The sequence below is a fragment of the Candidatus Glassbacteria bacterium genome (assembly GCA_019456185.1).
Taxonomy (GTDB): domain Bacteria; phylum Gemmatimonadota; class Glassbacteria; order GWA2-58-10; family GWA2-58-10; genus JAJRTS01.
Genome location: VRUH01000002.1, coordinates 58774 through 83741 on the forward strand (window position 1 = coordinate 58774; position 24968 = coordinate 83741).

At 60.0% G+C, this 24968-nt stretch carries 24 protein-coding genes and 1 pseudogene (1 of these 25 running past the window's edge); 24 read left to right on the forward strand and 1 reads right to left on the reverse strand.

Features of this window, described 5'->3' with window-relative positions; genetic code table 11:
* The 8 genes and pseudogenes from FVQ81_01265 to FVQ81_01300 all read left to right on the forward strand — a co-directional run.
* A pseudogene (locus FVQ81_01265) lies at nucleotides 1–73 on the forward strand (hypothetical protein) (it extends 3734 nt beyond the left edge of the window).
* Nucleotides 36–1103: a PP2C family protein-serine/threonine phosphatase gene (locus tag FVQ81_01270; GenBank protein ID MBW7995202.1), complete on the forward strand. Its 1068-nt coding sequence runs from the start codon at nucleotides 36–38 to the stop codon at nucleotides 1101–1103. Before FVQ81_01265 ends, FVQ81_01270 begins: the two are co-directional and overlap by 38 nt.
* Entirely contained in the window at nucleotides 1100–3208 is a 2109-nt protein-coding gene (locus FVQ81_01275) for a GAF domain-containing protein (protein ID MBW7995203.1), read from the forward strand. Before FVQ81_01270 ends, FVQ81_01275 begins: the two co-directional genes overlap by 4 nt.
* Nucleotides 3205–3669, forward strand: a complete 465-nt coding sequence (locus tag FVQ81_01280; GenBank protein ID MBW7995204.1) for an ATP-binding protein — start codon at nucleotides 3205–3207, stop codon at nucleotides 3667–3669. Before FVQ81_01275 ends, FVQ81_01280 begins: the two co-directional genes overlap by 4 nt.
* Nucleotides 3670–3837: 168 nt before the next feature.
* Nucleotides 3838–4185 (forward strand): STAS domain-containing protein, encoded by a 348-nt coding sequence (locus tag FVQ81_01285; protein ID MBW7995205.1) that lies wholly within the window; start codon nucleotides 3838–3840, stop codon nucleotides 4183–4185.
* The gene (locus FVQ81_01290; GenBank protein ID MBW7995206.1) at nucleotides 4148–5320 is read left to right on the forward strand and encodes an SH3 domain-containing protein; all 1173 of its coding nucleotides are present in this window, start codon (nucleotides 4148–4150) and stop codon (nucleotides 5318–5320) included. The genes FVQ81_01285 and FVQ81_01290 overlap by 38 nt, the downstream gene beginning before the upstream one ends.
* 41 nt (nucleotides 5321–5361) lie before the next feature.
* The gene (locus tag FVQ81_01295; protein ID MBW7995207.1) at nucleotides 5362–6351 is read left to right on the forward strand and encodes a cyclic nucleotide-binding domain-containing protein; all 990 of its coding nucleotides are present in this window, start codon (nucleotides 5362–5364) and stop codon (nucleotides 6349–6351) included.
* A 53-nt stretch (nucleotides 6352–6404) separates the two neighbouring features.
* A complete protein-coding gene (locus FVQ81_01300) occupies nucleotides 6405–7394 on the forward strand; it encodes an LD-carboxypeptidase (protein MBW7995208.1) in 990 nt (329 codons plus the stop codon).
* Between the two features lie 17 nt (nucleotides 7395–7411).
* Here the strand turns inward: FVQ81_01300 and FVQ81_01305 are convergent, their stop codons facing one another.
* Complete coding sequence (locus tag FVQ81_01305) at nucleotides 7412–10162, reverse strand: response regulator (protein ID MBW7995209.1); 2751 nt, start codon at nucleotides 10160–10162, stop codon at nucleotides 7412–7414.
* Between the two features lie 409 nt (nucleotides 10163–10571).
* Between FVQ81_01305 and trpE the strand changes: the two genes are divergently transcribed.
* From trpE to FVQ81_01385, 16 genes are all read left to right on the forward strand, one after another.
* The gene (trpE, locus tag FVQ81_01310) at nucleotides 10572–12059 is read left to right on the forward strand and encodes an anthranilate synthase component I (GenBank protein MBW7995210.1); all 1488 of its coding nucleotides are present in this window, start codon (nucleotides 10572–10574) and stop codon (nucleotides 12057–12059) included.
* On the forward strand, nucleotides 12056–12631 hold the full coding sequence (locus FVQ81_01315) for an aminodeoxychorismate/anthranilate synthase component II (protein ID MBW7995211.1): 576 nt from the start codon (nucleotides 12056–12058) through the stop codon (nucleotides 12629–12631). Before trpE ends, FVQ81_01315 begins: the two co-directional genes overlap by 4 nt.
* Nucleotides 12632–13237 (forward strand): LOG family protein, encoded by a 606-nt coding sequence (locus FVQ81_01320; GenBank protein MBW7995212.1) that lies wholly within the window; start codon nucleotides 12632–12634, stop codon nucleotides 13235–13237. It abuts the gene before it with no gap.
* 38 nt (nucleotides 13238–13275) lie between these two features.
* Nucleotides 13276–14295 carry an anthranilate phosphoribosyltransferase gene (gene trpD / locus FVQ81_01325; protein MBW7995213.1) on the forward strand — a complete coding sequence of 340 codons (1020 nt, stop codon included), beginning with the start codon at nucleotides 13276–13278 and terminating at the stop codon, nucleotides 14293–14295.
* The gene (trpC, locus tag FVQ81_01330) at nucleotides 14295–15089 is read left to right on the forward strand and encodes an indole-3-glycerol phosphate synthase TrpC (protein MBW7995214.1); all 795 of its coding nucleotides are present in this window, start codon (nucleotides 14295–14297) and stop codon (nucleotides 15087–15089) included. Before trpD ends, trpC begins: the two co-directional genes overlap by 1 nt.
* Nucleotides 15086–15706: a phosphoribosylanthranilate isomerase gene (locus FVQ81_01335; protein ID MBW7995215.1), complete on the forward strand. Its 621-nt coding sequence runs from the start codon at nucleotides 15086–15088 to the stop codon at nucleotides 15704–15706. The genes trpC and FVQ81_01335 overlap by 4 nt, the downstream gene beginning before the upstream one ends.
* A gap of 66 nt (nucleotides 15707–15772) precedes the next feature.
* Nucleotides 15773–16642, forward strand: a complete 870-nt coding sequence (locus FVQ81_01340) for an ATP phosphoribosyltransferase (protein MBW7995216.1) — start codon at nucleotides 15773–15775, stop codon at nucleotides 16640–16642.
* Nucleotides 16643–16652: 10 nt separating this feature from the next.
* Complete coding sequence (hisD, locus tag FVQ81_01345; protein MBW7995217.1) at nucleotides 16653–17963, forward strand: histidinol dehydrogenase; 1311 nt, start codon at nucleotides 16653–16655, stop codon at nucleotides 17961–17963.
* Nucleotides 17960–19036, forward strand: coding sequence for a histidinol-phosphate transaminase (gene hisC / locus FVQ81_01350; protein ID MBW7995218.1), 1077 nt, complete (start codon nucleotides 17960–17962; stop codon nucleotides 19034–19036). The genes hisD and hisC overlap by 4 nt, the downstream gene beginning before the upstream one ends.
* A complete protein-coding gene (locus FVQ81_01355; GenBank protein MBW7995219.1) occupies nucleotides 19033–20079 on the forward strand; it encodes an HAD family hydrolase in 1047 nt (348 codons plus the stop codon). The genes hisC and FVQ81_01355 overlap by 4 nt, the downstream gene beginning before the upstream one ends.
* A 53-nt stretch (nucleotides 20080–20132) precedes the next feature.
* A complete protein-coding gene (hisB, locus tag FVQ81_01360; protein MBW7995220.1) occupies nucleotides 20133–20726 on the forward strand; it encodes an imidazoleglycerol-phosphate dehydratase HisB in 594 nt (197 codons plus the stop codon).
* 262 nt (nucleotides 20727–20988) lie between these two features.
* Nucleotides 20989–21600 carry an imidazole glycerol phosphate synthase subunit HisH gene (gene hisH / locus FVQ81_01365; protein ID MBW7995221.1) on the forward strand — a complete coding sequence of 204 codons (612 nt, stop codon included), beginning with the start codon at nucleotides 20989–20991 and terminating at the stop codon, nucleotides 21598–21600.
* Between the two features lie 10 nt (nucleotides 21601–21610).
* Nucleotides 21611–22369 (forward strand): 1-(5-phosphoribosyl)-5-[(5-phosphoribosylamino)methylideneamino]imidazole-4-carboxamide isomerase, encoded by a 759-nt coding sequence (gene hisA / locus FVQ81_01370; GenBank protein ID MBW7995222.1) that lies wholly within the window; start codon nucleotides 21611–21613, stop codon nucleotides 22367–22369.
* Entirely contained in the window at nucleotides 22369–23151 is a 783-nt protein-coding gene (gene hisF, locus FVQ81_01375) for an imidazole glycerol phosphate synthase subunit HisF (protein MBW7995223.1), read from the forward strand. The genes hisA and hisF overlap by 1 nt, the downstream gene beginning before the upstream one ends.
* Before the next feature lie 133 nt (nucleotides 23152–23284).
* On the forward strand, nucleotides 23285–24583 hold the full coding sequence (locus tag FVQ81_01380) for a cyclic nucleotide-binding domain-containing protein (GenBank protein ID MBW7995224.1): 1299 nt from the start codon (nucleotides 23285–23287) through the stop codon (nucleotides 24581–24583).
* A gap of 61 nt (nucleotides 24584–24644) precedes the next feature.
* Nucleotides 24645–24905 (forward strand): AtpZ/AtpI family protein, encoded by a 261-nt coding sequence (locus tag FVQ81_01385; protein MBW7995225.1) that lies wholly within the window; start codon nucleotides 24645–24647, stop codon nucleotides 24903–24905.
* Nucleotides 24906–24968 lie beyond the last annotated feature (63 nt).

Sequence of the window (24968 nt, forward strand, 5' to 3'; positions counted from 1 at the left end):
CGGCCTCTCCGAACGGAGAGGAAGAGGACCAGGCTGTGAACCTGGAACTGATCGGCCGGACCGGTACAGCTGAGTCCACGGCCGGGCTGCCGGCAGCTATCCCCACCGGTACGCTGGAAAAACTGAGCCTGGGCGGCGAGGAACAGGACGGGGACAGTGACGCCGCAGAGGCTCGACTTGCCGGGTTCCCGCCGGGCAGCACCCTGGCTCCCCTGCTGGCACGAGGCAAGCCGGTCGGGCTGCTGGTGCTGGGTCCGCGCCAGGATGGCGAGCGCTACAACCGCCGCGACCGAATTTTCCTGGAGACCTGCGCTGAGCAGGCCGCGGTGGCGATGGAAAACGCCCGGCTCTACGAAGAAGAGACCGAGAAGGAGCGACTTCAGCAGGAGTTGGACACCGCGCGCCGGATGCAGATGGCGATCCTGCCCGAGCGCAAACCGGAGATACCGGGGATCGACTTTTTCGCCTACCTCAGTCCGGCCACGGAAGTGGGTGGCGATTATTTCGACTACAAGCTGCTTGACGACGGCAAGCTGGTGTTCATCGTGGGCGACGTCAGCGGCCACGGGGTCAGCGCCGGCACCCTGGTCCTGATGTCCAAAAGCTGTATTTTCAACCAGTTGCGCACCAACCACGAGGTGGAGCAGGTGATGGTTGCGATGAACGAAATGGTTTACGGCGCACTTGCCGAGCGTCTGTTGATGACTTTCTGCTACGTGATTTTCGACCCGGCCGCCGGACGGCTGATCTACTCGATCGCCGGCCACCCGTTCCCCTACCATTACCGGGCCGCCGAGGGGACGATGAACGAGCTTGACATCTCAGCCTACCCCCTCGGCGTCACCCGCAAGACCAGCTACCAGACAGCGGAAGTCGATTTTGCGCCGGGCGATGTGTTCGTCTTCTATTCCGACGGGATCGTGGAAGCGATGAATCCCGAAAAAGAGCAGTGGGGATTCGAGCGGTTTGAACAGGTGATCAGAGCAGGAGTCGATCAGGACGCCGAATCCCTCTCTGCCAGTATCCTGCGTGAGTTCGACACTTTCCGTCACGACGTGCCCGAGGACGACGACGTTACCCTTGTGACGATCAAGATCAAATGAAAAACCGGGGCGACATAAGCCAACTGAACCTGGGCGCCGCCCTCGAGCAGCTCGAGCAGCTCTGCCGCTCGTTCGACAGGGTGCCCGGACCGCACTCCGTCTTCCCGTCGGCCCTGGCAGTCGCCGGGAAAATCTGCGGACAGGTAACCCTGCAGGGTTACCTGTATGATACGGGCAGCGGCACGCTCGAGCCGTCCGGCGAGGAGCAAGGCCAGCCGCTGAAGCCACTGACCCTGCCGAATCATCTTTTTAAAACCCTCTCGGGCGAAAACAGGCGGCTGGCCTGGGAGCCGTTCGAGCTGGACAGCCTGGGCCAGTCGCACCCGTGGTGGAGGTTCTACGAACTAAACCGCAAGGCAATCGAGGCCAACCGGATCGCGGCGTTCTTCCCGCTCACCTCGGCCCGGGAAGTCCTGGGCCTGGTGGCTCTGGAACGCTCCGACTGGCAGCGTCTCGGGGAGCTCAACCTGATTAAGCTGCTTAAGCTGGCGGTTTCACAGATTGCGCTGGGGCTGTCGCATCTGGAGCTGGTGAACACGGTCCGCCGCACGAGTTTCCAGAGCAGGCTCAAGGCTCTTGAGTTGGAAACCTTACAGGATGTCGGCGCGGCGTTTTCCGGCAGCCTCGACCTCGACCAGCTCACCGGAGACCTGCTGGTCCGGCTGATCTCGATCCTGAATATCAACCGCGCGGCGTTGCTGCTGGACCGTGCGCCGGACCGGGGCGGCGATGGCGGGGATTTCCGGCCGGAGGTGGTCGAGAGTTTCGGTTTCGAGGAAGTCGGCGATGACCTGGCCGGCCTGCTGAAACACTGCGGAGACGCCTCGGCGAATCTGTTGCAGAATTCCCCGACCGTGATCAACGATCCCTCGCTGGCCTCCACCCTGGGCTGCCGCAACCTGATGGTTGTGCCGGTCCAGTACAAGGGACAGCTGCTGGGCGCGATCCTGGTCGGCGACAAGGAGAGCCGCAGCGAGGAAAATCCCTCGTTCGATGACGACGACCTGAAGCTGCTGAGCTCGATGGCAGGCCAGGCGGGGGCCGCGATTTCCAATGCCCGGTTGTACAGCGACGTGCTGCGGATGAAAAACTTCAACGAGAATATCCTGACCAGCATCGCCAGCGGCGTGATCACTACCGACGGCACGGGACGGGTGGCGAGCTTCAACGAATCCGCCTCGAGGATATTCGCCCTGCCGGCGGTCAATGCCATCGGCAAGCCGTTGCGCGAGCTGTTGACGGGTATGAACCTGGAGGACCTGGCCGAGGAGCTTTCCGAGGTGACCCGGACCGGAGAATCGTTCCAGGAAATGAATATCACGGGTAAAGATTTCAACGGGGTCCAGGTTGTGCTCAACCTGAGCGCGACCCCGTTCAGCGGAAGCGGTGATGCCGAGTCACAGGGCAAAAGCGAGGGACTGGTGGTTTCGGTGGAGAATATCAGCGAGGGAGCCAGGGTCAAGGACACGCTGCGGCGCTACGTGAGCTCGAACGTGGTGGACATGGTGCTGGAAGAGGGTTATGAGCTTGTGCTGGGCGGCAAGCTCTGCGAGGTTACGGTCCTGTTCGCCGACATTCGTGGATTCACAAGCCTCAGCGAACGCCAGAGCCCACAGGATGTGGTCGAGTTGCTGAACAGTTATTTCGACTTGATAATCGATGTGGTTTTCCGCTACAATGGAACAGTTGACAAAATTGTCGGAGATGAGATAATGGTCCTGTTCGGCGCTCCGTTCCAGCTCGACGACGATACAGAGCGGGCGGTACGCTGCGCCGGGGAAATGCTGAAAACCCTGGAAGATTTCAACAGGCAGCGTGAAACCGGCGGCCTGTCGCCGCTGAGTATCGGGATCGGCCTTAACAGGGGCAACGTTATCAGCGGGAATATCGGCTCGTCCAAACACATGGACTATACGGTTATCGGCGATGCGGTCAACCTGGCCAGCCGGCTGGTTGACAGGGCGGAACCGGGCCAGATACTGCTGACCCGCAGTGTTGCCGACAGCCTCGACAGCGGTTTTGCATGCCGGCGGATCGGCGAAATCAGTGTCAGGGGTAAGCAGAAGCCGGTTGAAGTATTTGAAATAGCAGGCGATAAGGAATGAGTGTGAGCGATTCCAGAACTTATACGTTCGACCGGGTAGAGCGGATGAGTATCCCGGCCGAGTATAACCGTGAACTCGAGGTGGCCGACCGTGCGGTGGAGCTGGCGCTGAGTGTCGGTCTGGATGCGATTGAAGCCGACGAGGTCCGTCTGGCGGTGATCGAGGCGGTGATCAACGCAATCGAACACGGCCGCAGCGACGAGGGCCGGGTGCACGTTTCGTTCTCCACTGCCAGCCGGCCGGCCAGGCTCGCCGTCACGGTCGGAGACAGCGGCGGCGGTTTCGACCCGGCGGATGTCAAGATACCGGATATCGCGGAAAAAATCGGCACCAGTCAGCGCAAGCGCGGTTGGGGCCTAAAACTGATGCGCAGCCTGATGGACGAGGTGGTGATCGACAGCAGCGAGCAAGGCACGCGCGTTACCCTGATCAAACAGAGCAAAAAAGCTCCACGCGATTGAAACACACTGCAAGCGCGAAGTTTAACCGGAGCCGACAATTGACTTTTACATCTACCCGGTCTACATTTATTGCTGAGACCCAGTCCCAGGGCGCCGCAACTCTCGCCCGCCGGTTCAGGCCAGGCCGCCGTTTAAGGGGCGATAACCCAGTTTCTACGGAGTAGCGCGATGCCGGATAATTTTGAAGTCAACGTACAGCGGGAACCCACCCACGCAATCCTCCGCACGGAAGGATATATCAACAACACCGGCGGAGAAAAAATAGCCCAGGAGTGCTATAAGCTGCTGGACGAGGGTGTGAAGACGTTTATTCTCAACCTCGCCAATTCTCCAATTGTCAACAGCGTGGGTATCGCCGTTCTGATCGAACTGATCGAACGGGTGAAAGAAGACGGCGACAAGGTTATTTTCTGCAACTGCACGCCGGTTATCGCCAAGACATTCAAGATCATGGGTCTTACCCAGTACGCCGAGTTATATGAAAATGAAAAAGAAGCCCTTGCGAAAATTCGCTAGTAGCCTGCTGGCTGCCCTGATGGTGACGGTGTACTCCGCGGGGCCCTCCGGCGCGGTATTCGACCAGTCGACCCTGGATGGCCGTCACTACATCAACATTATCTTTATCCTCGACTGTTCGGCCAGCATGAACAAAATCATCGGGCCGGTTCGTAAAATCGATATCGCCAAGAAGACGGTCGAGACGATCCTGAAAAACCTGGCCATTGAAAGCCATCAGGCCGGCTCGATGGACACGGGCCTGCGCGTGTTCGGCTCTAAATTCTACAAGTGGAAGAAGAACTGCGACGACACCACGCTGGAAATTCCGCTGGGTGATGTCGAAGACACGATGAACCCGATCCTGCTCAAGGTCCAGAGTGTCATCGCCAAGGGCCAGAGTTCGCTGGCGCTGACCATGGATGCGCTCACCGGCGATTTCCCCGAAGCCGACGACCAGTGCAGCTTCATTGTCGTTGTCTCCGACGGTGACGAGTCGTGCGGCGGCAATCCCTGCCTGGCGGTCGAACAGCTTGTCAGCACCAGCCAGGGAGTGTCGGTGAATACCCTGGGCGTGGAAACCGGTCCCGCCGGATACGACAATCTAAACTGTATGGCCGAGGCCGGGAACGGACTCTATTTCGACAGCAAGGACGTCGAAGAGTTTGTCCTGTTTCTCAAGCAGTGCAACGAGACTATCCAGCGCAACAGGCAGAGGATGGCCGAGGAAGAAGTCGATACAACCATAATCGTCCAGCGGGACATTACCGAGAACATGACCGAGTACAAGGTTGAAAATCAGATGCCGCTTTATCCGGACCGTGACGAGCGCTTCGGCGCAGTGGACACGCTGACTCCAGAGGACAAGGTGTTCATGATTTCCAGCCGCGGTCTCTGGATTGAGGTATTTGCGCCGGAAAAACAAATCTCGGGCTGGATCCTGGCCAAGACAGGCGGGGCCGCTTACTCGGTGACCGTTACCGATGATAAAACGCCGCTCTACGTGGAAAAAAGCCCGTCCAGCGAGGTAGTTTCCTACCTGGACGCCGGCGCCCAGTTGACCGTGCTCAAGCGGGAAGGCGCCTGGTATCACGTGTTCAACTCCAATACAAACATCCGGGGCTGGGTAATCGCATTCAACGTTGCCGAAAACTGACCCCGGCAGTCTCCTCACAAACTTAACCTGCGAACAGGCCGATGGCGGGTGTGGCGAAAAAATTTACCCGCGGTGAAGTGATAATCGCCGAGGGATCGGTTGGGACCAACGTTTATATCGTCCGCTCCGGCCGGGTCGAAGTGTTCAAGAACAGCCCCGGCGGCGCGGTCCAGCTCGCCACGCTCGGGGCCAACGAAGTTTTCGGCGAGATGAGCCTGATCGACGAACGGTTCAGCCGCCGCACCGCCAGCGTCCGGGCCCTGGAGGACAGCGAAATCATCATCCTCGACCGCGACGGGTTCGACAGCTACCTCAAAGGCACCTCTGCCGGCATTTCCAACCTGATCAAGCGCCTCTCCAGCCGGCTGAGAGAAACCAACGATATTATCTGCCACGCCGGTTTCGACCCTCAGAACCTGCCGAAGGCGATCAAAATGACCCAGGCCGATGAGGGCGGGGGACGGTTGACCGATGACCAGATGGCCGAGGCTGTCGACGCCGCGGTGGACCTTCAGCTCCTGCCTAAAAAATTCCGCAAGGGACAGACCCTGATCCGCGAGGCGGCCGAGGCGATGAGTATTTTCCTGCTGAAAAGCGGAACCGTGAGGGTCTCGAAAACAGTCAGCGGCGAAGAGGTCGAGATTGACGACCTGACTGTCAACGAGGTGTTCGGCGAGATCAGCGCGTTCGACGATGGCGTGAGGTTTTTCACCGTCAAGGCGCTGGAAGACGGTGAGGCGGTGGTTTTCAGCAAGAAACAGATGGACGAGATGCTGCGCAAGGCTCCCCTGGAGCTGTTCCTGATCCTGGACTGCGTCGTGATGAAACTCAAGCGCACCTCGCTGCGGTTCCTCGAATCGCTGGAGAAAGAAATTGCGCTCAAAAAAGAAGCCGCCGGCCTGGGAGAAAAACTGGACAGTGTCAAGCTGGAAAATACGGCCCTGCAGAACGAGGTAACCGAACTGTCCGGCAAGCTTGAAAAGCTCACGCAGCAACTTCGCAAACTCCAGCCGCAGCAGCCCGGCGGCTGATACACCGCATAAGTCACGCCGAGATATCCCTCCAGCAAGCTGTGAGTCATTGGATGAACACGAGCCAAAATTATCCGATCCGTCCGCCGCTGCTGCGCAAGGGCGATACTGTCGGCCTGGTGGCTCCGGCCAGCCCGCTGATCGATCTGCGGGATATCTCCAGGGCGAAAAAAGTGCTGGCAGGACTGGGGTTCCGGGTGGTCGAGGGCAGGTATATCCGCCGGCGGCACGGGTTCCTTGCCGGTGCAGACAGCGAAAGAACAGCGGATATCCATCGTATGTTCGAAAACAGGTCTGTCAACGCAGTGATGGCTCTTCGCGGCGGCTACGGGAGCGCCAGGATACTCGACAGCCTGGACTGGGAACTGATCCGGTCCAATCCGAAAGTGCTGGTGGGCCACAGCGACCTGACCGCCCTGCTCAATGCCGTTCATCAGCGCACCGGCCTGGTGACATTCTGGGGGCCGCAGGCGGGTTACGACCTCGGCCGCTGCCCGTCGCCGTTCAAGACAAGGCACCTCCTGTCCGTAATCGGCAGGGCACAGGCCCCGCTTCCCCTGCCCTCTTCTCCCCCGTCACCGCGAAGGAAGCTCAAAGTTCTTAGCGGCGGCCGCGCGGAGGGAAGATTGACCGGAGGCAACCTCAGCATAATCACCAGCCTGCTGGGCACACCTTACGAGATCGACACGTCCGGCCGGATATTTTTTTTCGAGGATGTGGACGAGGAACCGTACAAGATTGACCGGATGCTGAATCAACTGGCCCAGGCCGGGAAACTCCGCGAGGCGGCCGGGGTTATCGTGGGCCGCTGCGTGGACTGCGAATCATCGGGCCGGATGAAACGCTCGTTCAGGCTGGCCGACGTCCTGGAACACTGGCTGGCCCCGCTGGGCAAACCGGCAATCTACGGCCTGCCTGTGGGTCACGAGCAAGATAAGCTGACCCTGCCGATTGGGGTCAAAGCTCTGCTGGAAGCAGGCGATACAACGGGTGTCACCCTGCTGGAACCCTCGGTGACAGCTGACGGCGGGCACGCGGGCTGAAGCGTGAGTCTTCCGGATCAGATATACGGTTTTATCTTGTCCCTGATCCGCTCGTAGTTGCACGGCTTGATCAGGTAATCGTTTGCCCCCGCCCTGCTGATCTGCTTCAGCAGCACGGTGCTGTTCAATTCGCTCATCATGATCACCGGAGTCTCAGCTGTCTTCTCGTTAGTTCGCAATGTTTTCAACGCCTCCATCCCGTTGACCAGCGGCATCCGCAGATCGAGCAGAATCACGTCCGGCACCTCCAGGGCTGCCGCGGAAAGCAGGGCCTTGCCGTTGTAGACCGCGGTCGCCTTGAAACCTTCGCGAATCAGCCGCGCGCAGACAGACTGGCAGAACTTGATATCGTCGTCGGCAACCAGGATCCTGATCCCCTCCTCGCGCCGCGCGATTTTCTGGCGGGCAAGCTGCACGTTGCGCTTGATCGGTTCCGCCTTGTCCTTCTCGATAACTTTCAACAAGTTTTTCAAATCGAGCTGCCCCTGGCCGATCTCGCCGATCAGCCACGCCGCGCTGGCTTTCATTTTGTCGTCGGTCGAAATCAGCATCTCCTCCAGCGACTCCTGGATATCCTTATGGCCGAAATTCCAGATTGCTTTCAGCGTGTTGGCCCGTACCCGGTTGTCCTTGTCGTATTTGTATTTCATCAGGATGCCCAGTACGTTGCGGTTGCCGGTGGCTTCCAGCGACTCGATCACGTTGGCGCGCACGCGGGCGCTTTTGTCGTTGAGCATCTTCATCAGCAGGCTGCTCTCGTGCTGGTCCAGCATCTCGGCTATCATTTTCACCGCTGTCGCGCGCACGTTATCGTCCTCGTCGATGATGATATCCCCCAGGGTCCTCGCAGTGAAATCCTTGTCCTCCCGGATCAGGATATCGAATATTTTCTGGATCGTGGCTGGATTGCTGATCTCCATGTTCTTCAGATAAGAGAAGCGTTTGTCCAGGCCGACCACGAAATCGATCAACTTCTGTTTCTGCTTAATTCCCAGAATCGGAGTTTCTTCGTTTTCCCTGAGCAGGCGCAGGATGATTTTGATCGTGGTGTTGCGGGCCAGATTCCGCAGGAATTCGCTGCGGTACTGCGAGAGCGGCAGGATATCTTTCAGAGTGTCCAGTCCCCCGGCATACGCAAGCTCCTTGAGCGGCTTTATCTTCTTCGAATCGGGCATATCTTTCAGCTGGGCCGCCAGCAGTTCGGCCCGCTTTACCGGATCCGTGATTTTCGACAGGTCGATTTTTACCGGTTTAGCTTTTGCCCCGTCTTTCTCCTCCGTATCATCGGCGGCACCCTGCTTTTTCTTTTCAGCTCCGCTTCCGGCAGCTTCACCGCCTTCTTCGCGCCTCCCCGCCATCACCTTGCCTAGAGTCTCCTCCAGCTCGCTCACTTCCTGCCTCACGCTCTCCATCACGTCCATGGCCCTGTTTTCTATCGCCCTGTTCCTCAGCGCATTGATCTCGACATAGTAGTACAGACACTGAGTCAGACGTATGATATTGTCGTTGTATGATTTAACCATATTGCTCTGGTAATCCAGTTTCTCTTTCCTGCGGTAATCATCGAGTTCTCCCGCCATCTTTTCAATCTCTTCCTCCAGCAGGTTATTGCTCGACAGCCTCAGCACCAGGAGGTTCATCATGCCCTCGTCAAAACTCCTGCCGGCCGCGGGAGGACCGGTATCCCCCTTCCCGCCTTCAGTATCAGTTGCCGCCTGCCTGCACTCGTCGATCTGCTGACGGAAAGTTGCAACCAGCTTGGCCTGTTCCTGTTGCTCCCCGGACAATTTTCCGTCCTGTGGCTCCGGTACCTGCAGCAGGTCTACAAGTTTAGCCGCCATATCTATATCTATTGCCTCGAGCCACTGCTTACGGTTTTTCAGGGCTTCTTTATGGCCGGCGTTCAAAAACATGATGCGCTTGTATACCAGCGATTCACGCACTTTTTCGATCTCAACGCGGTAGTAATCCGTAAATTTTTCGAGAACTCCCGCCTGCTCCCGGTTCTCGCCCCCGCTGTCGTAAACTTCATCCAGAACTTTTCTGACCTGGTCCAGCGGCGAATGTCCCTCGGCGATCCCGATTATCCGCCGCGCGATACCCTTGAGCATTTCGCAGAGGACAATCTGCCGTTTCAGGGTGTCGATTGTATCCCCGTGGTTGATCTGGTCCTCGAGACGCTGGCTGAGCGAGGCCTTTTTGTTCTGGTCCAGGGTGTTGCGCTCCTGGTTAAGCAGGCTGAACTCGTGGAGCCAGGCGAAAAAGTTCAGCAGGATATCCTGATCGGACAGGAATTCCTCGAATCGGGCCTTGACCTCCTCAAGCGCATCGCCGGTCATGCTCGGGTCGTGGAACGTGCTCCGCAGGAAGAGCTGCACAAAATACCGGTTAAAGATACCGATGTCGGCGGCGAACAACTGCTCCAGCGCATCGATCTTGTGCTGGAAGTATTGCTCCTGATTCACCTGATTGTCTCCGGCGCTGCGGGACAGTTCGCTCTGGACGCTGTCCATCAACTGAAATGCGCCGATTATCGTCTCGCCGCGGCTGGTGCTTTCGGCGTGCAGATTTTTGCGGGGGGTTAGAAAATACTGATTGAAGCGCGAGTCCTTTTTCACGTTGTCGTACCTGCCGGTAAAAACATACTGGATTTCCTGATCGAGTTTGCCCATATCCTCTCCCGGATTCAGTTTCCGCAGGGAGGATACTTTCGATTCCAGGAAAAGCTGGGCGTCCCGGCCCGGATTGACCCGCAGCGCAAATTGCATAATTAATCCATGGACTTAATTAAGGTTTCCAAGAAGAAATAAAAATACATAAATCGCTGAAACAAGGCAATTCATTTCAATACCGGTCCATAACCGTGCTAAAGTGTTGACACGAATCCATTCAAACTATAAAATGTTAGCACGGGAACAGAGTTTGCATAATGATTTGCCGGTGTCAGGAGCAAATATGTCCATCACGATGAAAAATACACTCAGCGGTATCCGGTGGCCTCATCATTGGATCTGGCGTGGGCTTCACTGCCACGCTCATGGACAACTGCGCCCGCAAAGATAGCTATGACCGAGACCTTAGTGTAAGCCGCGGGCACTCCCCTTGTGACCGCGGCTTTTTTAGTTTATACCCCGTCCGCGCTTATTTTGGTTCCGCGCGGATGATGGAGAATGAAAGATGACGAAAATACGACCTGCGGAAGAAATGTTCCTCGAAGTGGCCCGGCCGGGTACGATTGTGCCGGTTGTCGCTGAACTTTACACGGATACGGAAACCCCGATCAGCGTTTTCAAAAAACTGTGCGAGCCGAACGACTACGCTTTCCTGCTGGAGAGCGTGGAGATGGAAGAGAAAATCGGCCGCTACAGCTTCCTGGGCCTGGCCACCTGCACGGTTATCCGCGCCCGCGGCGACAGGATCGAACAGGTCACCGACGGCGAGCTTACGGTTTCCCGGGGCAACCCGGTCGAGTATCTCAAGGAATATATCGGCCGCTACAAACCGGTTCCCCTGCCCGGACTGCCTCCGTTCCAGTGCGGTGTAGTCGGCTATTTTTCCTACGATACGATCCGCTATTTCGAAGATATCCCCTGCACCAAGCCCGACCCCCTCCAGTTGCCCGACTGCTACCTGATGGTGGCCGACCAGATGATCGTTTTCGACCATATCAAGCACACCCTGACAGTGATCAAGAACGCTTTTATCGAGGAAGGTGATGATCCCGTTCAGGAATACAGGCGGGCCTGCGAAAAAGTGGAGTGGCTGGTGCGGAGAATCAACGAGATTGTGCTCGTGCCCCAGAATATCGGTTCGAGAACCGGTTCGGAGCTGCCGGAGATAAGCTCGAACACCACCCGCGAGGAATACGAGCGCATGGTGGTCCGGGCCAAGGAGTATATCCACGCCGGCGATATCTTTCAGGTGGTTCTCTCGCACCGGCTGTCCACCAGGCTGAGTTGCGACCCGTTCGACCTCTATCGTGCACTGCGGCGGGTGAATCCCTCGCCCTACATGTTCTACCTCAAGTTCGGCGACCTCAAGGTGGCCGGATCGAGCCCGGAAGTGCTGGTGCGGGTCCAGGACGGCGTGGTTACCTCCCGTCCGCTGGCCGGCACCCGTCCCCGCGGAGCCGATGAGGCCGAGGACCAGCGCCTGGAGCAGGAACTGCTGGCCGATCCCAAGGAGCGCGCCGAGCACGTGATGCTGGTCGATCTGGGGCGCAACGATCTCGGCAGGGTCTGCGAATACGGCTCCGTGCGGGTCACCGAGCAGATGAAAATCGAACGCTACAGCCACGTAATGCATATCGTCAGCAACGTGGAGGGCGACATGCGCAAAGGAGTCAACGCGCTCGATGTGCTGGGGGCCTGTTTCCCGGCGGGTACTGTCAGCGGAGCGCCTAAGGTGCGCGCCATGGAGATAATCGACGAGCTCGAGAAAGAGGAACGCGGGATCTATGCGGGCGCGGCGGGATATATCGATTTCAGCGGCAACCTGGATACCTGTATCGCGATCCGCACAATCGTGATCAAGGACAACGTTGCCTATATCCAGGCCGGCGCAGGGATCGTAGCCGACAGCGATCCTGCAAGCGAATATCAGGAAACGATTAACAAGGCCACCGCCCTGCTCAAGGCGGTCGAACAGAGTGGAGAGTTCCTATGATTCTGGTCATTGACAACTATGACAGCTTTACCTATAATCTCGTCCAGTATCTGGGCGAACTCGGGGCCGAATTGGAAGTCCGGCGTAACGACAGGATTACGGTCGCGCAGGTTGAATCGTTGCGGCCGGAGAGCATAATCATCTCGCCGGGTCCCGGCACGCCTGATGATGCGGGTATCTCGCTCGATCTGCTCGACCGGTTGGGCCGGGATGTCCCCTTCCTCGGAGTCTGCCTCGGTCATCAGTGTATCGGTCAGGTCTACGGTGGCCGGGTGGTCGGAGCGCCCTCACTCATGCACGGAAAAACCAGCATGATCAGCCACTGCGGGTCGGACCTTTACCGCGACGTGCCCAGCCCGTTCGAAGCCACCCGGTATCACAGTCTGATTGTCGCCGAGGAGGGGCTGCCGGAGTGTCTGGAGATTACCGCGCGCACCGGGGACGGTGTGATCATGGGACTCCGCCACCGGGAATTCCCGGTCGAGGGCGTGCAGTTTCACCCCGAGTCTATCCTGACTTTCGAGGGTAAAAAGCTGCTGGGTAATTTCCTGAGCAGGCTGGAGATGAGGTAAATGAACGGCCTGCCTGATTTCGCCAGGATCAGGGAAACTGTCGGCCCGCCGGGAGCGCGCTGGGTCTGCGTGTTCGGCACCAGCGACCCTGCCGAGAAGCAAAGCACGGAGCAGGCACGGACCCTGGGCCGACTGCTGGCCGAGCGGGGCTGGGTGGTGGTCACGGGCGGGTATACGGCCGTGATGGAGGGCGCCAACCGGGGTGCCAGGGAGGCCGGCGGATTCAGTGTCGGTGTGGGCTGCCGGTTGTTCAGCAGAGAGCCGAACTGCTACCTCGACGAGTTGATCTGGACCGGGAACCTGCTGATGCGGCTCGAAACTCTGCTTCATCTCGGCGACGGTTACGTGGCCTGCAAGGGCGGGACCGGAACCCTGGCCGAGATCGCTGTCGCCTGGGAATATATCAACAAGAAGATCCTCCCGCCCCGTCCGCTGGTGCTGCTGGGCGAATTCTGGAGCAGACTGCCGGAGATCCTCAGCGATCAGGCCGCTGCGCCGGGTGTCAGTCCGGGCCGGGCCGGCAAGACAATCGCCACGGCCGAAACCTGTGAACGGGCGGTGGAGCTGCTGGCCGACGGGTTCGAGCGGCTGGAGCGGGAAAACTGAATGCTGCAACATGACCACCCTTGCCGGGAGAGTCAGCGATGATTGTCGATGCTATACGCCTGGTAGTCGACGGCACGGATCTCAGCGCCGAACAGGCGCGCGAGGCGATGAACGAGATCATGGAAGGCAGCGCCCTGCCGTCGCAGATCGGAGCGTTCCTCACCGCCCTGCGGATGAAGGGCGAAACTGTCGAGGAAATAACTGCGTTCGCCGGGGTGATGCGCGACAAAGTCCGCCGGGTCTCGCCGGGCCGCCACGCCGAGCTGCTCGATACCTGCGGCACCGGCGGTGACGGGTCCGGAAGTTTCAATATCAGCACCGCCGCAGCGTTTGTGGCGGCCGGCGCGGATGTTCCGGTGGCCAAGCACGGCAACCGTTCGGTTTCCAGCAGCTGCGGCAGCGCCGATGTGCTTCGTGAGCTGGGAGTGAATATCGAGGCTCCGCCGGAGGTTGTGGAACGCTCTCTGGACCAGGCCGGAATCTGTTTTATTTTCGCCCCGCTGTTCCACCCGGCGATGAAACACGCTATCGGCCCGCGCCGCGAGATGGGAATCCGGACGGTGTTCAACGTCCTCGGGCCTCTGACCAATCCCGCCGGCGCATGTTGCCAGCTGCTGGGCGTATACGATGAAGCGCTGACCGACAAGCTGGCGGGAGTCCTGGCCGGACTGGGCAGCCGCAAGGCCTACGTGGTCCACGGTCATGACGGGCTGGACGAGATCTCGCTGGCCGGGCCGACCACCGTGAGCGCGCTGAAAGACGGCAAGGTGACGACCAAAAATATCCGGCCCGAGGAGTTCGGCTTCGAGCCGCGGCCGGCCGAATCGCTCAAGGGCGGTGACGCCGCCGTCAACGCGGGGATCATGCGCGATGTCCTGGGCGGCAAGCGGAGCCCCTGCCGCGACGCAGTCGTGCTCAACGCCGGTGCTGCCATCAGCGCCTATCACCACGAGATGTCCATCGAGGACGGTGTCGGACTGGCAGCCGGGTCGATTGACAGCGGCAAGGCCGCCGAAAAACTGGCTGCCCTGGTGGAACTGACCAAGGGAGCGGGCTGATGAATGTGCTGGAACGGATTATCCTGGACAAGCGCGAGGAGTTGGCCGACCAGATGCGCAGGCACCCGCTCGAGTCGCTCAAAGGGCGGATGCGTGATGAGCCGCTCCCCGAACGTTTCGATTTCGCCTCGGCTGTTTCCGGCAAAAAACCCGCCGCCCTGATCGCCGAGATCAAAAAAGCCAGTCCCAGCAAGGGACTGATCCGCCAGGATTTCGAGCCGGAAACGCTGGCCGCTTCATATGCCGAGGGCGGTGCGGACGCGTTGAGCGTGCTGACCGAGACCCAGTATTTTCTCGGCCACCCGGAGGATATCTCCCTGGCCAAGTGCGGCGGTCGCAACTTGCCGGTCCTGCGCAAGGATTTCATTGTCGATCCGTGGCAGGTCTATGAGTCCCGTCTGCTGGGCGCGGACTGTATCCTGCTGATTGCGGCCGTGCTTGAAACAAGCCGGCTGGCCGACCTTCATGCCCTGGCTGCGGAGGTGGGTCTCGATGTGCTGGTGGAAGTCCACAACGAAGCGGAACTGGAAGCAGCCGAACAGGTGCACTCTAAGATAATCGGGGTCAACAACCGTGACCTGGCCACCTTCGAGGTGACACTCGAGGTCTCCGAGCGCCTGACCGGCAGGTTCCCCGAAGGGACGATCAAGGTCAGCGAAAGCGGAATCCACGGCTATCCCCACATGATGAGGGTAGTCAAGGCCGGCTACGATGCGGTGCTGGTGGGTGAGTACATGCTGCGCCGGGACGATGTGGCGGCCGCGGCGCGCAAGCTGATGGGACGGGACCGGTGAGTGTCAGAATCAAAATCTGCGGGATCACCCGGCTGGATGACGCGCTGGCCGCGTCCGAGCTTGGGGCAGACGCTCTCGGGTTTGTGTTCCACAAGCCCAGCCCACGCTATCTGGAGCCGGAAAAAGCGGCAGGGATCATCAGAAAAATACCCCGGCTGGTTACTACCGTGGGCGTGTTTGTCGATCTGCCGGCCGATGAGGTCCGCCGGGTTGCGGCCACGGCGGGGCTCGACCGGGCGCAGCTCTCCGGTGACGAGACCCCGGAATACTGCCGCAGATTGGGTTTGAGCTGGATCAAGGCGTTTCGTCTGGCCGCCGAAGGCGACCTGAAAAAAATAACCGAGTACGAAACCGGCGGAGATATTTTGCTCGACTCGTATGTTAAGGGTGTGCCGGGCGGCACCGGCGAAAAATTCAACTGGGAGTGGGCCGCGATGGCCCGTTCGCATGGGCGGGTGATCCTGGCCGGCGGCCTGGAACCGTCCAACGTGGCCGAGGCGATCCGCACGGCGGCTCCGTACGCGGTCGATGTTTCAAGCGGCGTGGAAAGCGCTCCGGGGATCAAGGACCACCGTAAACTGGAAGATTTTTTCGCGGCTGTTCGTAACACTGGGTAAAGCTACAACTTGTTTTTTAAACTAATTTACGTGATACTTTTTTTGGAATATAGAAGGGATGGAGTGATGGTTATCAAGCTCGGATTGCCGAAAGGCAGCCTCCAGAACTCGACCCTGGAGCTGTTCCGCAAGGCAGGCTACAATTTCAGTGTCAGTGAGCGCAGCTATTTCCCGTCGATTGACGACCCCGAGCTGAAGGCGATGCTGATCCGGGCCCAGGAGATGGCGCGCTATGTCCAGGACGGTGTGTTCGACTGCGGGCTGACCGGCCACGACTGGGTGATCGAGAACGGCGCCGATGTTCATGAGGTGGCCGAGCTGGTCTACGCCAAGCGCAGCATGCGCCCCGTGCGCTGGGTGCTGGCCGCGCCGGAAGACTCGGCGATCGATTCAGTCAAAGACTTGCAGGGTAAAAAGATCGCCACCGAGGTGGTCAATATCGCCCGCAAGTATCTGGAGACCAACGGCGTCCAGGCGGAGGTGGAATTCAGCTGGGGAGCCACCGAGGCCAAGGTGCCCGAGCTCGCCGACGCCATTATCGAGGTCACCGAAACCGGCAGCAGCCTTCGCGCCAACAAGCTCAAAATTGTCGATACAGTCCTGGAGAGCACCACTCGCCTGATCGCCAACAGGCAGAGCTGGGACGAGCCGGCAAAGCGCGAAAAGATCGAAAATATCGCGATGATGCTCAAGGGGGCTATTGAAGCCGAGGGCAAGGTGGGAATCAAGTTTAACGCACCGCGCAAACAGCTCGAACCGATTATCGATATCCTGCCGGCGATGAAAAACCCGACGATCAACGACCTCCGGGACCCGGACTGGGTTGCAATCGAGGTCGTGATCGATGAAAACGTGGTGCGCAAGTTAATCCCGGACCTTAAAAAACTCGGCGGTCGGGATATTATCGAGTACCCGCTGAATAAGGTCATTCCTTAAGGAGTTTCCCATGAACCGGCAGGTTGTCCGGATCATCGACAAAGACCAGCGGGAGTTCCTGGCCGAACTTGCCCGCAGGAAAAACGAGGACCTGGACGAGGTCCTGCTGACCACCGCCAAAATCACCGGCAGGGTCAGGAGCGAGGGAGACACGGCTGTTGCGCATTACACGCGTAAGTTCGACAAGATCGAACTCTCCCCGGACAAATTCAGGGTCAAAGCCGCTGAAATCGAAAAGGCGGCCGAATCGGTCGATCAGGAGCTGGCCGCCGCCCTCGAGGCAGCCTATGGCCGGATTTGCGATTACCATCGGCGCCAACTGGCCAACAGCTGGTTCACCACCGGAGCCGATGGCGAAATCCTGGGCCAGCGGATCACCCCGGTGGCCAGCGCGGCAATCTACGCGCCCGGAGGCAAGGCGGCCTATCCCAGCAGCGTGCTGATGGGTGTTGGCGCGGCGAGCACTGCCGGAGTGGAACGGATTGTCCTGCTCACTCCCCCCGACAGCGAGGGCGGGCTCAACCCCGCTGTCCTGTTCGCCGCCAGGTTGAGCGGCGTGGAGGAAATCTACCGGATCGGCGGAGCCCAGGCGATTGCCGCGGCAGCCTACGGGACTGAGACTGTTGCCGCGGTGGACGTTATCGCCGGACCGGGGAATATCTATGTAACCGCCGCCAAGAAACTGGTTTTCGGCACGGTCAATATCGACATGCTGGCCGGACCCAGCGAAATCGTGGTGATCGCGGATCAGTCCGCCGATCCCGCCTGGGTCGCGGCCGACATGCTGAGCCAGGCCGAGCACGACGAGCGTGCGGGGGCGGTCCTGATCACTCCCGTCCGTGAGCTGGCAGATGCTGTGGCCGGGGAGTTGGGCCGCCAGCTCGACCTGCTGCCCAAAAAGGATATCGCCGGGGCCAGCCTCCGTGATTACGGCGCGATTCTGCTGGCCGGCTCGCTGAGTGATGCGGCCGGACTGGCCGGGTTGTTCGCCCCGGAGCACTTGGAACTGCTGGTGGATGACCCCTGGAGCCTGTTGGGAGAGATACGCGACGCCGGAGCGGTGTTTATCGGACACTATTCGCCGGAGCCGGTCGGAGACTACTGGGCCGGGCCGAACCATGTCCTGCCCACCGGAGGCTCGGCGCGCTGTTTCAGCCCCCTCGGGGTGGATATTTTCCTCAAGCGAACCAGCATAATTTCGTACAACCGCGCCGCGCTCGATACAGCGTCAGGGCCGGTGGCGCTGATGGCCCGGGCCGAGGGACTGGAGGCGCACGCCCGGTCGATTGAAATCCGCAAGAAGGAACAACTTAAGACATGACGAGCGATATTGATAACATAATCCGTCCGGAAATCGCCGGCCTGAAACCGTATGTTTCGCCCAGCTACGAATGGCGGGTCAAGCTGGACCTCAACGAGAGTCCGTTCGATGTGCCCCCGGAGGTCAAGCGGGAAATCTGGAAGCGCGTGAAACGGCTCCAGTGGCAGCGCTACCACGATGAGTTCGAGCGGCCGCTGGTCGAGAAGCTGGCGGACTATGAAAACCACGACCCCGATGGCGTCCTCATCGGCAACGGCAGCAACGAGCTGATTTTCCACTCCCTGCTCTCGGTGATCCGTCACGGCGATACAGTGCTGTTCCCCGAGCCGACATTCAGCCTCTACAGGCAGAATATCACGGTGCTTGGCGGACAGCCCGAATCGGTGATGCTGAACGAGGCTGATTTCAGCCTGAATCCGGACAAACTGCTGGCGAAAGCCGGTGCGGCCGGTGCGCGGGCGATAGTGCTCTGTTCGCCGAACAACCCCACGGCGAACCTGATCCCGAACGAGGATATCGAACGGGTCTGCCGTGAGTTCGGCGGACTGGTGCTCGTGGATGAGGCCTACACGCAGTTTGCCGACGGCGATGCATTCGAGCTGCTGGAACGCTGTCAGAACCTGGCTATTCTGCGGACGTTCAGTAAGGCGTTCGGCCTGGCGGGACTTCGATTCGGCTACCTGCTGGCCCGCCCCGAGCTGGCGCGCGAGATCGACAAGGTGCAGTTACCGCACCACGTGAGTTTTTTCACCCAGCTAGCCGCCTCGACCCTGATCGAAAACGCCGCGGTCATGAAACAGCGGGTGGAGTCGCTTAAGAGGGAGCGGGACAGCCTGATCGGCCGGCTGGACTGTATCGCCGGGGTCTCTCCCCTGCCCAGCCAGTCGAATTTCATCCTGATCGAATGCACGGCTGTGGCGGCAAGGGAATTGTTCGAGCGGCTGCTGGCCAGGGGCGTGCTGATCAGGAACGTCTCGAACTACACGGGCCTGGCGCGCTACCTGCGGATCACTGTCGGCACCCCGGAGGAAAACCGGGTGCTTATCCGGGCGCTCGAGGAGGTGCTGGCGTGAGGAAGGTGCGAAGTGCGGAGTATAAACCGCTCACCGAGGGGCTGTACGCCCTTCACGACGGGCCGCTGGTGAAGCCTGATTCTGTAGATGCGATAATTTTCGATGTGGACGGCGTGCTGGTCGAGGTCTCTGGATCGTTCCGTCAGGTAATCAGCCTCACTGTCCAGCATTATTTCAACCGGGTGCTGAACGTACCGGGCGAGGCCAGGCTCCTGACCGCCGAGGAAACCGGCCTGTTCAAGCTGGCCGGCGATTTCAACAATGACTGGGACCTCAGCAAGGGTGCGGTGGCGTTCTGCCTGATGAAACAGATCTGCTCGGGCAACGGCTCATCGGACACTGCCGCAATCAGGAACGCGGCGCCCTCGCTCGAGGAGTTTACCTCGCTTGTCGGCCGTTTGGGCGGGGGACTCGGTAACGCGGTGGATTACGCCCGCGAACAGCTGGATGATACCGGACGCACGAGGTTCGACAGCGAGTACCGTCCGGAGCTGATCAAGCGGATTTTCATGGAGTATTACGCCGGTCCCGGCCTGAGCGAAGAGCTTTACGGTATCCGGGCCGAGCATTACGACGGACCGGGATTGATCGAACAGGAGGTTTTCCTGCTCAATCTCTCGCTGATCGAGCGATTGCAGAAGGACGGACTGAAATTCGGGATTCTCTCCGGCCGCACGCCCGGTGAGGCAGCCTATCTGTTCCGCAAGCAGGGACTGGACAAGCTCCTGGAGCCGGAGTTTATCCTGACCGACGACGGCGGCTTGCCGGGCAAGCCGAACCCCGCCGGTCTGGCACTGCTGGCCCGCCGGATGGAGTTTGCGGGAGCGATCTATGTGGGCGACGTACCCGATGACTGGGCTACCGTGCTCCGCTACCGCAGCGAACACCCTGAACTCCCTCCGGTGGCGGGCTGCATGGTCAGCACCGGGGCTGTTTCGCACGGAATCCTGGACCGTTATATCGAGGGCGAGCGGGTGGATTATCTGGCGGCAGATGTCAACCACCTGCTTTCGGCTGTCAACGACTTCAGGCGCGGCGTCTAAGCAAATTCTAAAAGCTTTGCTTTTAGTTCGGCGAATATCAACCGGGAGTAATCATGAGTGCCACCAGGACCGCAACCAGGAAGCGTAAAACCGGCGAGACCGATATCGTGGTCAGCCTGGCGCTGGACGGCAGCGGCAAAGCCGAAATCGACACCGGGATCGGCTTTTTCGACCACATGCTGACCGCGCTGGCCAGGCACGGCCTGCTCGACCTCAAAGTCTCCTGCAAGGGAGACCTGGAGATCGACGAGCACCACACGGTCGAGGATGTCGGGATCGTGATCGGCCAGGCGCTTGCCGAAGCTGTGGGCGACAAGGCCGGGATCCGCCGCTACGGATACGCCTACGCCCCGATGGACGAGGCCCTGGGCCGCGCGGCTCTCGATTTCTCGGGCCGCGGCCTGCTCTGCTTCCGCGCGGAATTCAGCCGGGAGATGGTGGGCGATCTGAGCACGGAGCTGGTGGAGGAGTTCTGGCGCGCCGTGGCAGTCAACGCGGGTATCACCCTGCACCTCCACCTGCTCGCCGGCTCCAATGCGCACCACCAGGCCGAAAGCCTGTTCAAGGCAGCGGCCCTGGCTATCCGGTGGGCCACGCGAATCGATCCGGACGTGCAGGACATACCCTCGACCAAGGGCGTGTTGTAAAGGCTGGCTTTACTCGGCTGGTGACGGTGAGGCACGATAGGCCAGCTCTCGCTCAGGCGACACCTGCGCTAGAACTCCATGCGACAGGGATTGCACCAAAGCAGACAACTAGCTCAACACGCCGGAGAACGGGTTTTTCCGGGGCCGCGCATGTTTGAGCCCCTCACACGGATGATACTACGGTCCTGCCGGTTTTACTGTCCGCCCCGTGGTTTAGCCCGGGGTGGCTCATGCCGGAAATAACCAGTGGAGATTGTTCCGGTTGATCAACATTATCGACTTCAAGATGGGCAACCTGCGCAGCGTGGAGAAAGCGTTCCACCACCTCGGATTCGAGGCCAGGATCAGCCAGGACCCTGAAGACATAGCCGGCGCGAGCCATCTGGTGCTGCCCGGCGACGGGGCGTTCGGCAAAAGCATGGAGCATATCGATCGGATGGGCTTCGAGCAGCCGCTGCGAAATTGGATCGGCTCGGGCAGGCCGTTCCTGGGTATCTGCGTGGGTTTCCAGCTCCTGTTCGAGCGCAGTGACGAAATGGGGGAACACACGGGTCTCGGACTGTTCGAGGGCGATGTGCAAAAGTTCCCGCCGGGGCGCAAGATTCCGCACATGGGCTGGAACCAGGTGAGCTGGCGGTATCGCTCCCCGCTGGTGGAGGGTATCGCCGACGGGGCGTGGTTCTATTTCGTCCACTCCTACTACGCGCGGCCATCGAGGCAGGACGACGTGCTGGGGGTAACGGACTACGACCTGGAATTCGCGGCAGTAGTCGGTAATGACGATCAAAAAACGTACGCCGTGCAGTTCCACCCGGAGAAAAGCCAGGAAGCCGGGCTGAAACTGCTGGAGAATTTTGCGACCATGCGCGCTTAGCGGAGGGGTGATGCAGGTAATACCCGCGGTGGACCTGATGGGCGGCCGGGCGGTGCGGCTGAAACAGGGACGCAGGAACGAGAAAACCGAATATTTCGACGACCCGGTGGAACCCGCGCTCAATTTCGCCCGCACCGGCGCGCAGTGGCTGCACGTGGTCGATCTGGACGGGGCATTCGAGGGCCAGGCCAGGAACACCGGGGCCGTGCGGCGGATTGTCGAGGCGGTCTCGCCCCTGGGGATGAAAGTGGAACTGGGCGGCGGGATCAGGGACCTGGACAGGATCGGCCAGGTTCTCGATCTGGGCGTTTCCCGCGCGATTCTGGGCACCGCTATTTTCACCGACCCCGAGCTGCTCCACAACGCGGTAAAAACTTTCGGCGCCGGGCGGCTAGTCGCCGGTATCGACGCCTCGGGCGGCAAGGTCGCTATCCGCGGCTGGGAGGAACTGACCGGCCACGATGCGCTCGATGTCGCCGCCGCGGTAAAAGATCAAGGCGCCGAGCGGATTATCTATACCGATATCGCCACCGACGGGATGCTGGGCGGACCGAATATCCCGGCTCTCGAAGCTGTGGCCGGAACCGGGCTGGCGGTGATAGCATCCGGGGGCGTGGCCACGCTGGAGCACGTGCGGACGGTGGCAGCCCTGGAGGGTAAGGGTGTTGAGGGCATGATTGTGGGCCGGGCGCTCTATGAGGGCACTGTCGACCTGGCCGAGGCGCTGGATGCCGCCACAGGCGGCGGCGAAGCTGCGGAGAATCACTGATGCTTTCCAAGCGGATAATCCCCTGCCTGGATATCGACAAGGGCCGGGTGGTCAAGGGCGTGCAGTTTGTCAACCTGATCGACGCGGGCGACCCGGTGGAGCAGGCAAAATACTACGAGGAGCAGAAAGCCGACGAGCTGGTGTTCCTCGATATCACCGCCAGCCACGAACGTCGCGACACGGTCCTGGAGCTGGCCCGCCGGGTCAGCGACGTGGTCTTCATCCCGTTCACTATCGGCGGGGGCCTGCGCACCGTGGACGATGTCCGGCTGATGCTTAAGAGCGGAGCGGACAAGGTGAGTATCAATACCGCCGCGATTCTTGACCCATCGGTTGTGACCACCAGCGCCGAGCGGTTCGGCAGCCAGTGTATCGTGGTGGCGATCGACGCCAAGCGCCGGGCCGGTTTCGACCCCGCGCGCGGGGCGTTCGGCAACTGGGAGGTCTACACCCACGGCGGGCGCAACCCCACCGGGCTGGACGCTGTCGAGTGGGCGATCAAAATCCAGCGGCTCGGCGCGGGAGAAATCCTGCTGACCAGCATGGACCGCGACGGCAGCAAGGAGGGGTTCGACCTGGAACTGACCGCCGCGGTGAGCGAGAACCTGGAGATCCCGGTGATCGCCTCCGGCGGTGTGGGCAACCTCCAGCACCTCTACGACGGGCTGGTGCGGGGCAAGGCCGACGCCGTGCTGGCGGCCAGTATTTTCCACTTCCGCGAGTACAGTGTCACCGAGGCCAAGGACTTTCTGGAATCCAAGGGCGTGTGCGTACGAAAATAGCATTTCCCCACCCTGAATTCCGCTCTTGAAATCCCCGCCGATCCGTGGTACGCTTGCTGAAACAGCTCGCCCGGCACACCCTGTTTTCCGGTAGCCGCGCGACAATTGCCCATCACGTTGCCGAGGCCGCGCCATGGACAATATCGTCCTGCTAGCCTGCTTCACCGGTTTTATCTCGGCTGTCTCCCTGCCAATAGGCTCGGCTATCGGCCTGACCACCCGTCCCGGCGCCAGGATCACCTCCGCGCTGATGGCTTTCGGCGGCGGCGCTCTGCTGTTCGCCCTGACTATCGAGATAGTCGCCCACTCGTTCGAGCTGGCCGGATTCTGGCCGCTGGCGATCGGCTGCGTGATCGGCGGGCTGCTCTACGAGCTACTGAACCACGGGCTGAACTCGATGGGCGCGTTTTTCCGCAAAACCGCCACTGTTTTGCAGCAGACAGCCAAGTGGCGGGCGCAGCGCGCTGAAGTGATCCTCAGAAAGCTGCTGGGGGTACCGCTCCTCCAGACTCTCGATCCCGAAAAGATCGCCGAGCTTGTCCCCCATGTCGATGAACTCGATCTGGAAGAGAATATTGTCGTTTTCAGGGCGGGGACCCGGGCCGATGCATTTTACCTGATCGAATCGGGTACGGTGGAAATAATCCTCGAAGGCAAGACCGTGGCCGTGCTGGGCCCGGGCGACGTGTTCGGCGAGATCGGCCTGATGGCCGACAGGCCCCGCACAGCAACAGCGGCGACCACCGAAAAATGCCGCCTGTACAGGATTGTCCGCGAGGATTTCGACATCCTGGTCGCCGATTACCCTGAAGTGAAAAAGGTGCTGAAAACCCTGATGGATGAGCGCAGCCGCGACTTGGTGCGCAAATCATTTGTCGGCAGGAAGGAAGTCAGGGCCTGGAAAAAAAAGGCCGCCTACTACCTCAAGAGCAGGGATATCAAGCCGACCTCGCTGGAAATGAAGAAAGCGATCCAGCATCACGGCCCCGCCACTCTCGGGATCTGGCTCGGGATTCTGCTCGACGGTATCCCGGAATCGATCGTGATCGGCATTTCGGTAACGCTTGACAAGGGTTTGCCCCTGCCGCTGGTAGCCGGCGTGTTCCTGTCGAACCTGCCGGAAGCGATGTCCAGCTCGCTGCTGATGCGCGACCATGATTATTCGAAAAACAAAAATCCTGCTGATGTGGTTTTCGATCACGCTGATGATCGCGCTGGGCGCTGTTGTGGGCAACATGTTTTTCCAGAGCCAGTCGCTGGCGCTGATCGCCGTGCTGCAGGGTATGGCCGCCGGGGCCATGTTGACCATGATCGCCGAAACCATGCTCCCGGAAGCCTACGAGCACGGAGGGGCGATTGTCGGCCTTTCCACGCTGGCCGGGTTCCTGGCCGGCTTATATGTGAAATCCCTGTATCAATAGACCGGGCTTGAGTTGTGCTTGCTTGTTTGAAAATACTTTGATTTTTCCGGGCCTTTTTACTACCTTTCGACTCTGGTGAACCTGAACGGTAAAAACGGCGGCCAGCGCGGCTCGCTGGGTACTATCGGCGCCTACACGGGTATCGGTATCGAGCTTGCGCTCTATATCATCATCTTTCTGCTGATTGGCCGTTTCCTGGACAATCGCTGGGGCAGCGAGCCCTGGCTGATGATCCTCGGGACGGCAATCGGATTCGTCGCCGGTTTCTACAGCATGTTCAAGACATTGGCCGGCCTCTCCGGATCCGGAGAGGATAACCGAACCGGCGGTTGATCCGGCTTCCGCCGGGATTTTAAGAGACTGCGGCAACGCGGAGCGTAAGATTACTCCCGGCAA